Raw genomic sequence first — 11,758 nt, forward strand, 5'->3', positions numbered from 1 at the left:
CAGTGCCGACATTCGGACACGAGCTGTGCCGTAGCGGCCGCTACGGCACAGCTCGTGTCCGAATGTCGGCACTGACACCTAGACGTTGTTGCATCCGCTGCAGCGCGCGCATGAACAGCTCCGGTTCGTCGGCGGCGCGGGCCAGCACCAGCGCGCCCTGGATGCCGCCGACCACGTCCTCGGACAGCGAGCGCGCCGTGGCGGCGTCGCGGCCGCCGCGCTCCAGCGCCACCGCCAGCGCGTCCACCCATTCGGCGAAATAGCTCTGCACCTTGACCGCGAAGCGGTCGCGCTCATGCCCCAGCGCGAACACGCCCACCAGGCACACCTTGCGGCCCGACAGGAAGTAGCGGCCGACGGCGGTGAACATGTGCTCCACACCCTGCCGCGCATCGTCGCCGACGCGCAGCGGCTGGAACACCTGGTCGCGGAACCAGCCGTCGATCTCGGCCAGCACCACGTCCGCCATCTCCTCTTTCCCGCCCGGGAAAAAGTTATACATGCTGCCCTTGCCCAGCTTGGTCGCCGCGCTGATGCGCGCCAGGCTGGCGCCCTCGAAACCGTAAGTGCGGAACACTTCGGCCAGCAGCGGCACCACATCGCCGCGCTCTCCCATCACTCTTGCCATGCTTGCCTTCTTAAAAACCGAAATCGCTCAATCCCGGGTGGTCCGCCGGACGCGGCGCGTTGATATCCCAATGGAACTTGCGGTCGGCCGCCGCGATCGGCGTTTCGTTGATGCTGGCCAGACGGCGCTGCATCAAGCCGTCCGCCGCGAATTCCCAGTTCTCGTTGCCGTAGGCGCGATACCACTGGCCGGAGTCGTCATGGTATTCGTAGGCGAAGCGAACCGCAATGCGGTTGCCCTCGAAAGCCCACAATTCCTTGATCAAACGGTATTCCAGCTCGCGCGTCCACTTGCGCGTCAGCAGGCCGACGATGGCCTCGCGGCCGGTGACGAACTCGCCGCGATTGCGCCACGGACAGTCTTCGGTATAGGCCAGCGAGACCTTCTCCGGATTGCGGGTGTTCCAGCCATCTTCAGCCATGCGGATTTTCTGGATTGCGGTTTCACGGGTGAACGGCGGCAGCGGAGGACGAGTCATAGAGCACCTATCAAGTTGAGTTGTACCAAGCGGTACAACTAGAATAAACCCGGATCCGGCCCGATGCAAGCATATTTTAAAAAGAACGCCGGCTTGACAAACAATTTCTCCGACTCTATATTCGGAAATACATGTTTCCAAATATTTTATGAAAGTGAGGACGTATCGTGGCCAGGCCTCGTGAATTCAATGAAGTGGATGCGGTGCGCGTGGTGAGCCGGACTTTTTGGCGCAAGGGATATCAAGCGACCTCCATCCGCGATATCGAAGAGGCGACCGGCCTCACCGCCGGCAGCATCTACAAGGCCTACGGCAGCAAGCGGGAGCTGTTTCTGTTGTGCCTTGAACAGTACATGAGAGAAGACTCCTATCTCGCCCTGCTACTGACGATGCACGACAAGCCGCTCGATGAAGCACTGCGGCGCATCTTCGATGCGATCATCGACAGCACCCGCGAGAACAGCGAGCGGCCAGCGGGATGTCTTGCGACCAATCTGGTCGCGGAACTGCTGAAAGTGGACCCGGAACTCGGCGAAGGCGCCAGCGCCGGCCTGGCCGAGATGCAAAAGGCGCTGCGGCTCCGCTTCCAGTCCGCCCAGGAGTGCGGCGATCTGGAAATGGATTGCGATACGCTCGCCCTGGGCGCCTATTTCATGATGGTCATACAGGGCATGTTGGTGGTGTCGACCTCCACCAAGGACGTCGCCGCGATGAAACTGGCGCGCGATATCGCACTCTCCACCCTGCATTAGCTCTCGAGATAGCGCTGCGCGTCCAGCGCCGCCATGCAACCGCTGCCGGCGCTGGTGATGGCCTGGCGGTACACCTGATCCTGCACGTCGCCGGCGGCGAACACCCCCGGAATATTGGTCGCCGTAGCCATCCCCTCCAAGCCGGTGCGGGTCTTGATGTAGCCGTTGCGCATATCGAGCTGGCCGTCGAAGATGCCGGTGTTCGGCTTATGACCGATCGCCACGAACAGCCCGTGGATCGGCATCCGCGTCAGCGCGCCGGTCACGGTCGACTTGATGTCGATGCCGGTGACGCCGCCGTCGTCGCCGATCACCTCGCCCAGCGTGTGCTGGTACTTGATGACCACCTTGCCTTCGGCCGCCCTGGCGTTGAGGCGGTCGATCAGGATCGCCTCGGCGCGGAACTTGTCACGGCGATGGATGATGGTGACCTTGCCGGCGATGTTCGCCAGGTACAGCGCCTCCTCGACCGCCGTATTGCCGCCGCCGATCACGGCCACCTCGCGGCCGCGATAGAAGAAGCCGTCGCAGGTGGCGCAGGCCGACACGCCCCTGCCCATGAACGCCTGCTCCGACGGCAGGCCGAGGTACTGCGCCGAGGCGCCCGTGGCGATGATCAGCGCGTCGCAGGTGTACTCGCCTTCATCGCCGATCAGGCGCAGCGGCTTTTCCTTCAGTTTGGCGGTATGGATATGATCGACGATCAGCTGCGTGTTGAAGCGCTCCGCATGTTGCTGGAAGCGCCGCATCAGCTCCGGCCCCTGTACGCCGAGCGGATCGGCGGGCCAATTCTCCACATCGGTGGTGGTCATCAGTTGGCCGCCTTGCTCGGCGCCGGTGATCAGCACCGGGTTCAGATTGGCGCGGGCCGCATACACGGCGGCGGAATAGCCGGCGGGGCCGGAACCGAGTATCAATACCTGGACATGCTTGGGGGTGGACATTGCAGGTTTACCTCTCTGTTATGCGGGTTCGGTCGATTGAACACCGCTCCCGGCCGATACTCGGGCGGGAGCGGTGGGAAGCGTCAGCGGGTGGCGTTCCGCGGGGTCAACTGGCGCCCTGCACCGCCCGACGTATCATCTCGTAGGGGACCTTGCCCATCAGCTGATCGACACGTTCACCCGCGCGATAGATTTGCAGCGTGGGCAGGCTGCGGACGTTGTAGCTGTCCAGCAGGTCCTTGTGCTCCTCGGCGTCGAGCTTGACGATGCGCAGGCCGGGGAAATCCTTTGCCAGCCGATCGAGCATCGGCGCCATGGCGCGACAAGGCGCGCACCAGGTCGCCCAGAAATCGACCAGCACCAGCTCGTCGTCCTGGATGTGACGGCTGAGCGACGCGCCGTCCACGTGTATCATTTGTCCGCCTTCCATATCGCTCTCCTCAAGCCCGTGCGGCGTCGGCGGCGCGGATCTCCGCGCCTGGGTAGACCATGCCTTTCGTGTAGCTGCTTTCATCGCTGCCATCGATCTGCATCGTGATGTTGAACTTGTTGCCCCAATTGAAGATGCTGCAGGCGAACACCAGTTCGATGACCTCCTCTTCGCTGTAGACGGTCGCCAGCCTTTCGAAGAATCCGTCGGGGATGTAGTTCGGATCGCCAGCAATGTATTCCGCCAGCTGCACCGCCAGCGCCTCGTTCAAGGGCAGTTTGTCGAAATCGACCTCGCCGAAGAAGGCCGCCTCCTTGTCCTTGATCGCTTCGCGGGTCGCCTCGGTGCGCACCTCTTTGCAGTAGGTGCAATCGTTGATCTCGCCGGTCTTGAGCCGCATCATTTCCAGCACGTGGGCGGGAATGCGTCCGGCGCCGAAGAAGGATTCGAAGACCGGGACGATGGTCTTCAACAGGATCGGCTGGCGGCCGATGGTGCCGAACATGGAGGTGTCCTGCCACCACCCGTTGCGGGCTCCGGCAAGGATCTCGTTCACTTTCGGGTCAGGGGATTCGCCGGGTTTGAGGGCTTTGAAACGACTCATTTTCATTCTCCTATCGTTGTTATCGTTGTGGGACTACGCTCGCGCCGCCAATTAGGAAACGCGCATTTCCTAATGTAGATAAGCCGGCGGCGTTTGTCAAGCACTGCGAATGCGGTGCGCGTCGCGCGCGGACGAACGAAGGCCCCGCCGCCGATGTCCGGAAGCGGGGCGCAGGAGTTGAAATCGTGTGCGTATCGGGAGAGAGGGACCGCTCAGGTGTATTCGACGAATCCGTCCTTGCGGCAGAAGCTCACCAGCTTGATGCCGGCTTCGGCGGCGATGTCGATCGCCAGTGTGCTGGGGGCGGAGATGGTGGCCAGCATCGGGATGTTCATGCGCGCCGCCTTGCGCACCAGCTCATAGCTGGCGCGGCTGGACATGAAGACGAAACCGCGCCGCATGTCGACGCGCTCCAGCGCCAGATGGCCGATCAATTTGTCCAGCGCGTTGTGGCGGCCCACGTCCTCGCACACGCGCAGTACGGCGCCGCTGGCGTCGCACCAGGCGGCGGCGTGCACGCCGCCGGTGGCTTGCATCAGTTCCTGGTGCTGTCCCAGTTCCGCCGCCGCGCGCGCGATCGCCGGTTGCAGCGTCATCGCGTCATGCAGCGGCGCGGCGTCGATGCGCGCCGGTTTCAAATCCAGCAGCTCCAGGCTTTCGATGCCGCATACGCCGCAGCCGCTGCGGCCCGCCATCGAGCGGCGCTGCTGCTTGAGCTGGACGAATTCCTGGCTGGCGATGGTGATCTCGACCTCGAAGCTGCTGGCGTGGTCGTGCACTTCGATGTCGAACACGTCGGAGCCGTGCGCCACCAGGCCTTCGGTCAACGCGAACCCCAGCGCGAACGGTTGCAGGTCGCGCGGCGTGACCATCATGACGGCATGCGAGATGCCATTGAAGACCAGCGCCACCGGCAGTTCCTCGGCGACGCGGTCGGTGGTGCGGGACGCTTCCGCGCCGCGATGCCGCAGCACCGGGCGTTCTTGAAATCCGGTCCGATCCGATTCAGTATCCAACTTCATGACAGCCCCGCGAATAAGCACATCGGCTTATTTTACACGGGGCTGGTGAAGTGGGTCAGGCCGCCAGCTGTTCGCCGTTGACGCCGTAGTGACGGGCGTAACGGCCGTCCAGGTTCGCCAGCGGCAGCAACAGGAACAGGTCGGCGCTTTCGAAATCAGGATCCCAGGCCGGCTCGCCGCAGATCCACGCGCCGGAGCGCAGGTAGCCTTTCAGCAGAGGCGGCACTTGCGGCTTTTGCGCGGCTTCGAGCTTGGAGAACGGGAACGGCAGGTGCGGCGTGACGCGGTATTCGGACGGCGCCAGGTGGCGCGAGGCCAGCGACTGGTAGACGGCGACGGCGTTGTGGCCGCCATCGGCCAGGCTGATGCTGGCGCAGCCGACCAGGTAGTCGCAGTTCTCGCGGCGCATGTAGTCGGCCAGGCCGGACCACAGCAGCATGATGACGCTGCCGCCGCGATAGTCGGGATGGATGCAGGCGCGGCCCGCTTCAACCATGCGGCCACGCAGGTTGTTCAGGCGGCCCAGATCGAATTCGCCTTCGGAGTAGACGCGGCCCAGTTTGCGGGCGCGCGAGGCGCTCAGCAGGCGGTAGGTGCCGACCACCTTGAGGGTGGCGGTGTCGCGCACGATCAGGTGGTCGCAGTGGTCGTCGAACTCGTCGCAGTCCAGGCCATCTTCGCGGACCAGCGAGCTCAGACCCATGGTTTCGATGAACACCTTGTAGCGCAGGCGCTGAACTTCACGCAGTTCTTCCGGCGTGCTTGCCATACTGAGTACCAGCTTGCCGGACGTTGCTCGGGCGTCCGCTTGTATGATCGAGGTTTGCATGCTTCATCCTTTCTGTGGAAGACAAAGCAAGCGTAACCATCGAATACTTCAGGAAAATGACAGTGAAATGTCATTTTCGTGACATGTTGTTTTTAAATCAGCTCTTCTTTGGACGGCCGGTTTTCAGTTGCGGCAGGCTGGCCAGCACGGTTTTCAGCGTCGCCAGGTCGATCTGGCTGATCAGCGCCACGCCGATGCGCAGCAACTCGCTCTTTTTAATCTCGAAGCCGGCTTTCAGGCAAGCTTTCTTCACTTGGCTCAACACCGCGTATTCCTGCTCCGGCATGGTGAAGCTGTCGCGGACCAGCTTTTCTTTCGCGACCTTGACCTTGGCGGCTTCCGCTGCGGCGGCCGGCTTGGCGGCGGCTTTAGGCGCGGCTTTAGGGGCTGCCTTCGGCGCGGCTTTGGCGGCGGCTTTCGGTGCCGGCTTGGCGGCTGGCGCCGGTTTAGCGGCTGGCTTGGCGGCTGGCTTGGCGGCGGCCTTGACGACCGGCTTGGCGGCTGGTTTCACGGCTGGCTTGGCGGCCGGCTTCACAGCGGCTTTCGCGGCTGGCTTGGCGGCTGGCTTTACCGCAGCTTTCGCGGCTGGCTTGACGGCGGCTTTAGGCGCGGCCTTGACGGCTGGCTTGGCGGCGACTGGCTTGGCGACGACCGGCTTGGCGACGACCGGCTTGGCAACCGGCTTGCTGACTTTTTCAGTTGCAAGACTATTAACAGGTTTATTCATTTACACACTCCAAATTATTCAACAATATAAACAGTATATATCATTTACAGAATTTTTAATTGATTTGCCGCAAATGTGCGGCAACGCGGGCGAACAGCTGCGCCGGATTGACCGGCTTGCGCAGGAAATCCACCGCCCCAACGCTGCGCCCCATCTCCTCGTCCTCCATCTGGCTTTTCGCCGTCAGGAACACCACCGGAATCGCGCTACTTTGCGGATCCGCCTTTAGGCGGCGGCAGGTTTCAAAGCCATCCATCTCCGGCATCATGATATCCAGCAGCACCAGATCGACCCTGGATGACGCCACGATCTGCAACGCCGTCGCGCCATTGGTGGCGACCTTGGTGTTGTACTTGTCCCTCAGCAGGGTCGATAACAGCGTGATGTTATCGGGCGTATCGTCGACGATCAGCACTGTCGGTCGATGCTCTGTCTTCATGGTGTCTCCTGGTTTCTTACCGCACTGGCCAGCAAAGCGCCGGCCGCCTCGAATTCATACAACTCCATATGATGATCCAGCCGCGCCATCGTCGCCGGCGGCAGCAAGGTCGCCAGGCAGGCGCGCGCGCGCTCGAAATAATCCCGGCTGTCGCCGCTGAATTCCGCCAGCAATGAACTCAGCCCGGCCAGCGCCTGCAACGCATCCACCGTGCCGCCGCATGTATCCCCCTCGACGACGGCCTCGGACAACGGCGGCAGCGGGGGTATGACCTTCATCGACATGCCCAGCCAGCGCGACAGCACGCCATACAGCCGCTGCGGATCGATCGGCTTGGTGATGTAGTCCTGCATGCCCTCCTCCAGGCAGCGCGCCTGCATGCCGGCCAGCGCGTGCGAGGTCACGGCGATCACCGGCAGCTCGTTGAAGCGGCTGTCCTGGCGCAGCAGCAGCGTCGCCTCATGACCGTCCATCAGCGGCATGCCCAGGTCCATCAGCACCAGATCGTAGGCGTGCGGACCGGCCTCCATCAAACGGGCCAGCGCCTCGCGGCCGTTGGACACCACGTCCACGCTCAAGCCCTGCAGCGTCAGCAGCTCGCTGGTCACGTCCTGGTTGTCCGGACTGTCCTCGGCCAGCAGCACGCGCGCGGTGCGGCGCGCCGAGAGATCCGACGCCGGATCTCCGGCGGGCGCCTGGTGCAGCGCCGCCAACGCGGTCGCATCCGACAGCGCGAAGCGCAGGTCGAACTGGAAGGTCGAACCCAGGCCGACCTCGCTCTCGACATCGATATTCCCGCCCATCAGCCGCACCAGCTGCTGCGAGATCGACAGCCCCAGTCCGGTGCCGCCGTAGTTGCGCGAGGTCGAACCGTTGGCCTGGCTGAAGGCGCGGAACAAGCGGGACTTCTGCTGCCTTGTCATGCCGATGCCGGTGTCGCGCACCGAAAAGCGCAGCACCGCCCTGCCGTATTCGTCCAGTTTCCCCATCTGCGTGCAGCGCAGTTCCAGCTCGCCGCCGGCGGTGAACTTGACCGCGTTGTTGACCAGGTTGATCAGCACCTGCCCCAGCCGCAGCGGGTCGCCGACCAGATGCCGCGGCACCTCGGGCGACACCTCGACCAGGTAGGCCAGGCCCTTGTCGGCGGCGCGCTGCGCGGTCACGCTGTTGACATTGGCCAGCACGTCCTCCAGCAAGAAGGGGATCGCCTCGACCTCCAGCCGCCCCGCCTCGATCTTGGAGAAATCCAGTATGTCGTTGATGATCCCCAGCAGCGACAAGGCGGCGCGGTGGATCTTGCTGATGTAATCGTGCTGCTTGGGCGTCATCTCGGTGCGCAGCGCCAGATAGGCCATGCCGATCACGGCGCTCATAGGAGTGCGGATCTCATGGCTCATATTGGCCAGGAATTCCGACTTGGCGATGTTCGCCGCCTCCGCCATCACGTTGGCGTTGACCAGCTTCTGTTCGCGCTCGCGGCGTTCGCTGATGTCGCGGATGAAGGCGCAGAATTCATAGCTGTCGCGCCCCTCGGTCTTGACCTGGGTGATCGACAGCTCGACCGGAAACTCCTCGCCGTTGCGGCGCAGCGCGTACACCTCGATCCGCGTCTGCACCACCCCGCCGCCGCCCGCGACGTGGCGTTGCATGCCGCGCCGGTGGTCGTAGCGGTAGCGCGCCGGGATGATGGTCTTGTCCAGGTCCAGTCCCAGCGCCTCCTCGCGGCTCCAGCCGAAGGTCAGCTCGGCCTGCGCGTTCCAGCCGACGATGCGACCACCCGGATCCATGCGCACCACCGCGTCCAGCGCGGTATCGACGATGGTCTGCAGCTTGGCCTGGCTGTCGCGCGCCAGCTGCGCGGCGTCGCTCAATTCCGCCGTGCGGGCGTCGATGCGCCGCTCCAGGTCGGCGTTCAGGTCACGCAGCGCGTGCTCGGCGTCGCGTAGCCGCACCATTGTGTCGCGGAAGCGCAGCACCGCGTTCGACAGGCGTCCCACCTGGTCCTCGCGGCCGATGCCGGACAGCCTGATGTCGGTCTCGCCACGGGTCAGCTTTTCCAGGCCGGACTGGATGTCGGTGAACTGCCGCGCCGCGCGCCGGCCGACGATGAAGATCGACAGCACGATGCCCAGCGCCAGCAGCAGGTTGGCGGCCACGGTGTTGAAGATCTGCCGGTGCAGGTCGCGGTCCATCTGCTGCCGCGACAGCGACAGGTCGAGGGCGCCGACCGGATAGCTCTGGCGGATGTCGCTGAAGCTGATCTCGCGGTGCACCTTGATCGCCGCCACCGGCTCGCGCGACGGCGAGACGTAGCTGGCCAGCTCCGCGCCGTTCGGCGCCAGCACGCGCAGCAGCAGCACCTCCGGCGTCGCGCCCGAGGCGTCGACCACGCTGGAGACGGCGGCGCTGTTGATGTCGAACAGCGGCCGCGCCAGCGCCTGCGACAGCACCGCCGCCAGCCGTTCCGCGCGCTCGCGCAGATTCTGTTCGGCCTCGCTGCGCAAGGCTTGCATCACATAAGTCGTGTAGATCGTCGTGGAGATGGCCACCGCCAGGAAAATGCCGAAGCCCAGCCGCAGCAGGATATCGCGCCGCCATGCGCTGCGCAGTCGCGCCAGAGCGTTAATGTCCGCCTCCTTCGGCGAGTTCGATTTTCTTGTAGGCCGCGCTGTTGCGCACCTCCTCGATCGCGCGCCAGATGCGCCCCGCCAGCTGCGGCTTGGATGCCACCATCGCGTGCGACAGGATCAGGAAATATGGCTTCTCGATGATGGGAATCGGCAGCTGCTCCAGTTGCGGCGCCAGCGGGCCGCGCATCAGGTTCTTGGCGTCGCTGCCGCCCACGGCGGCGGCGGCCAGGCGTCCGGCGATCAGCTTGCGCGCCAGTTCATCGGCGCGCTGGCTGCCCTCGTCCACCTCGACGTTCTGCGCCCGCAGCACGTCGCCCACCGAATAACCCAGCTGGAAGCCGATGGCGCCGTCCAGGTTGTGGAACGACTTGCCGTCCCAATCGACCTTGGCGCCTTTTTTGCGGATCACCACATAGCGGTCGATGTGCATGCGCTTGGAGGCATCGACCTGCTCGCCGCCCGGATACTCGCCCAGCTCGCGCCGGTCCGGCTTGTAGCTGACGGCAAAGGCGCCGTCGACCTCGTTGGCCTTGAGCTGCGCCAGGCAGCGCTTCCAGGGAATGCTCTGGTAATCGAAGTGGATGTCGAGCCGCTGCTCGACCATCTTCAGCAGCGCGAAATTCAGGCCGCCGCCCTTTTCGGTGCGCCACGGCGGCACGTCCTGGGCCTCGAAGCAGAGGCGCACGTTGTCCACCGGCGGCGCGGCGGCCGCGGGCGCGGCCAGCGGCAACGACAGGGCAAGCAATACGCAAGCGCAGCGGCCTTTGATCCTGTCGTCCATCGAACGTCTCCGGTAGATTAGCCGCTGGTGCGGATGCTGAAGTCTACACCCACTTCATCCCACTGCTCCTGTTCCTTCTCCAGCCAATAGGACAGGGTCGGATGGTCGGCCACCCAATCGCGCCGGATCTCCAGCTCGATGCGGTTCTTCATGCGCAGCTTGAGCTGCGAAAAATCGACGTCCAGCCGCGAGTGCATGAACAGCACCGCCAGCCGCAGCGCCACCACGGCCTTGACGAAATCCGGCTCGGACAACACCTCGCCCACCTTGCGCAGGTTGCCCTTGTGCGCCATCACCAGCCGGCTCATGGTCTTCTGCTCGCGCGCGGTGAATCCCGGCAGGTCGGCGTTCTCGATCATGTAGGCGGCGTGCTTGTGATAGCCGGTGTGCGACACCACCATGCCCACCTCGTGCAGCAGCGCGCTCCAGTACAGATGGCGACTGTACTGGTCGGAGGCCGGCTTGGTCTGCGCGTACAGCGCCAGCGCGTCGTCGGCGACGCGGTTGGCGCGGCGCTGGTCGACGTGGAAGGTCTCCAGGCAGGCCTGCACCGACTGCTCGCGGCGATCGCGCTTGGTCGAGCGCAGGTGCAGGTCCCACATCACGCCCATGCGCAGGCCGGCCTCGATCGGCTGCACCAGCGGGATGCCCAGCTCGCGCACCAGGCCGATCAGGATCGCCAGGCCACCGATGATGGTGCTGGCGCGGTCCGGGCGCAGGCCCGGCATGTCGATCTTGCCGACATGGCCGAATTCGATGAAGCGCTGCTTGAGCGCCTCCAGCGTCGCCGCGTTGACCTCGCGCCCGATGCCGTTCTTGATGATGATGTCGGCGATGGTGCGCGCGGTGCCGGAGGAGCCGTAGCACTGCTTCCAGAACTGCGGGTGATACGGCGGCGCGGCGTCCTCGAAATGGCTGCGCGCCGACAGGATGGCCGCCTCGAACGACGGCCCGTCGACCCGGCCGCCGACGAAGAACGACAGGCTTTGCTTGACCGTGCCGACGCTGAACGACTCGACCCGCTCGATTTCCTGGCCGCGGCCGAGTATCAGCTCGGTCGAGCCGCCGCCGATGTCGATCACCAGCCGGCGCTCGCCGGGCAGCGCCACCGCGTTGGCCACGCCCATATAGATCAGCCGCCCCTCCTCCTCGCCGGAGATGATTTCGATCGGATAGCCGATCGCCAGTTCGGCCTCCGGCAGGAAGGCGGCGGAATTGCGCGCCACGCGCATGGCCGACGTGGCGACCACCCGCACCGCATCCAGCTTGTAGGCGCCCAGCACGGCGCGGAAATTCTTCAGGCAGGCCAGCGCGGTCTGCATCGCGGCCGGCGTCAGGTTGCCCTTGTCATCCAGCCCGGCGGCCAGGCGTATCGGTTCGCGCACGCTTTTCAGCACGCGTATGGCCTCCCCGTCGTGCTTGCCGACGTGGAGGCGAAAACTGTTGGAACCCAGATCTACTGCTGCGTACATATATGGAAGGCCCCGGAAAAAT

At 64.4% G+C, this 11,758-nt stretch carries 13 protein-coding genes; 1 reads left to right on the top strand and 12 read right to left on the bottom strand.

Features of this window, described 5'->3' with window-relative positions; genetic code table 11:
- Window positions 1–40: 40 nt before the first annotated feature.
- Together GW587_RS06585 and GW587_RS06590 are read right to left on the bottom strand one after the other, a co-directional pair.
- The gene (locus GW587_RS06585) at window positions 41–628 is read right to left on the bottom strand and encodes a TetR/AcrR family transcriptional regulator (RefSeq protein ID WP_166100134.1); all 588 of its coding nucleotides are present in this window, start codon (window positions 626–628) and stop codon (window positions 41–43) included.
- A gap of 10 nt (window positions 629–638) precedes the next feature.
- Complete coding sequence (locus tag GW587_RS06590; RefSeq protein ID WP_166100136.1) at window positions 639–1,106, bottom strand: nuclear transport factor 2 family protein; 468 nt, start codon at window positions 1,104–1,106, stop codon at window positions 639–641.
- Between the two features lie 167 nt (window positions 1,107–1,273).
- Here GW587_RS06590 and GW587_RS06595 point away from each other — a divergent pair, with 167 nt between their 5' ends.
- Window positions 1,274–1,858: a TetR/AcrR family transcriptional regulator gene (locus tag GW587_RS06595; protein WP_166100138.1), complete on the top strand. Its 585-nt coding sequence runs from the start codon at window positions 1,274–1,276 to the stop codon at window positions 1,856–1,858.
- On the opposite strand, the gene trxB is transcribed toward GW587_RS06595, so the two are convergent.
- The 10 genes from trxB to GW587_RS06645 all read right to left on the bottom strand — a co-directional run bounded on the left by trxB (window position 1,855) and on the right by GW587_RS06645 (window position 11,736).
- Window positions 1,855–2,802 (bottom strand): thioredoxin-disulfide reductase, encoded by a 948-nt coding sequence (trxB, locus tag GW587_RS06600; RefSeq protein ID WP_166100140.1) that lies wholly within the window; start codon window positions 2,800–2,802, stop codon window positions 1,855–1,857. The two genes, GW587_RS06595 and trxB, sit on opposite strands and share 4 nt — an antisense overlap.
- Before the next feature lie 106 nt (window positions 2,803–2,908).
- On the bottom strand, window positions 2,909–3,232 hold the full coding sequence (locus GW587_RS06605; protein WP_166100143.1) for a thioredoxin family protein: 324 nt from the start codon (window positions 3,230–3,232) through the stop codon (window positions 2,909–2,911).
- A 10-nt stretch (window positions 3,233–3,242) separates the two neighbouring features.
- Complete coding sequence (locus GW587_RS06610) at window positions 3,243–3,836, bottom strand: carboxymuconolactone decarboxylase family protein (protein WP_166100145.1); 594 nt, start codon at window positions 3,834–3,836, stop codon at window positions 3,243–3,245.
- Between the two features lie 212 nt (window positions 3,837–4,048).
- Window positions 4,049–4,858 carry a formate dehydrogenase accessory sulfurtransferase FdhD gene (gene fdhD, locus GW587_RS06615; RefSeq protein WP_166100148.1) on the bottom strand — a complete coding sequence of 270 codons (810 nt, stop codon included), beginning with the start codon at window positions 4,856–4,858 and terminating at the stop codon, window positions 4,049–4,051.
- A 55-nt stretch (window positions 4,859–4,913) separates the two neighbouring features.
- Window positions 4,914–5,687, bottom strand: a complete 774-nt coding sequence (locus GW587_RS06620) for a GNAT family N-acetyltransferase (RefSeq protein ID WP_166100150.1) — start codon at window positions 5,685–5,687, stop codon at window positions 4,914–4,916.
- 97 nt (window positions 5,688–5,784) lie between these two features.
- Window positions 5,785–6,414, bottom strand: a complete 630-nt coding sequence (locus GW587_RS06625; protein ID WP_166100152.1) for a hypothetical protein — start codon at window positions 6,412–6,414, stop codon at window positions 5,785–5,787.
- Window positions 6,415–6,469: 55 nt separating this feature from the next.
- Window positions 6,470–6,853 carry a response regulator gene (locus GW587_RS06630; protein ID WP_166100153.1) on the bottom strand — a complete coding sequence of 128 codons (384 nt, stop codon included), beginning with the start codon at window positions 6,851–6,853 and terminating at the stop codon, window positions 6,470–6,472.
- The gene (locus GW587_RS06635; RefSeq protein ID WP_166100156.1) at window positions 6,850–9,402 is read right to left on the bottom strand and encodes a hybrid sensor histidine kinase/response regulator; all 2,553 of its coding nucleotides are present in this window, start codon (window positions 9,400–9,402) and stop codon (window positions 6,850–6,852) included. The genes GW587_RS06630 and GW587_RS06635 overlap by 4 nt, the downstream gene beginning before the upstream one ends.
- Before the next feature lie 73 nt (window positions 9,403–9,475).
- Window positions 9,476–10,264: a substrate-binding periplasmic protein gene (locus GW587_RS06640; RefSeq protein WP_166100159.1), complete on the bottom strand. Its 789-nt coding sequence runs from the start codon at window positions 10,262–10,264 to the stop codon at window positions 9,476–9,478.
- Between the two features lie 17 nt (window positions 10,265–10,281).
- A complete protein-coding gene (locus GW587_RS06645; RefSeq protein WP_166100162.1) occupies window positions 10,282–11,736 on the bottom strand; it encodes a Ppx/GppA phosphatase family protein in 1,455 nt (484 codons plus the stop codon).
- Window positions 11,737–11,758: the final 22 nt, after the last annotated feature.

Origin of the sequence: Duganella aceris (genome assembly GCF_011090165.1) — a bacterium.
Lineage (GTDB): Bacteria > Pseudomonadota > Gammaproteobacteria > Burkholderiales > Burkholderiaceae_D > Rugamonas > Rugamonas aceris.

Coding starts and splice junctions, on each gene's coding strand:
- GW587_RS06640 (WP_166100159.1), bottom strand. CDS start 10,264: ATGGACGACAGGATCAAAGGCCGCTGCGCTTGCGTATTGCTTGCCCTG.
- GW587_RS06645 (WP_166100162.1), bottom strand. CDS start 11,736: ATGTACGCAGCAGTAGATCTGGGTTCCAACAGTTTTCGCCTCCACGTC.
- GW587_RS06590 (WP_166100136.1), bottom strand. CDS start 1,106: ATGACTCGTCCTCCGCTGCCGCCGTTCACCCGTGAAACCGCAATCCAG.
- GW587_RS06620 (WP_166100150.1), bottom strand. CDS start 5,687: ATGCAAACCTCGATCATACAAGCGGACGCCCGAGCAACGTCCGGCAAG.
- GW587_RS06585 (WP_166100134.1), bottom strand. CDS start 628: ATGGCAAGAGTGATGGGAGAGCGCGGCGATGTGGTGCCGCTGCTGGCC.
- GW587_RS06625 (WP_166100152.1), bottom strand. CDS start 6,414: ATGAATAAACCTGTTAATAGTCTTGCAACTGAAAAAGTCAGCAAGCCG.
- fdhD (WP_166100148.1), bottom strand. CDS start 4,858: ATGAAGTTGGATACTGAATCGGATCGGACCGGATTTCAAGAACGCCCG.
- trxB (WP_166100140.1), bottom strand. CDS start 2,802: ATGTCCACCCCCAAGCATGTCCAGGTATTGATACTCGGTTCCGGCCCC.
- GW587_RS06630 (WP_166100153.1), bottom strand. CDS start 6,853: ATGAAGACAGAGCATCGACCGACAGTGCTGATCGTCGACGATACGCCC.
- GW587_RS06610 (WP_166100145.1), bottom strand. CDS start 3,836: ATGAGTCGTTTCAAAGCCCTCAAACCCGGCGAATCCCCTGACCCGAAA.
- GW587_RS06605 (WP_166100143.1), bottom strand. CDS start 3,232: ATGGAAGGCGGACAAATGATACACGTGGACGGCGCGTCGCTCAGCCGT.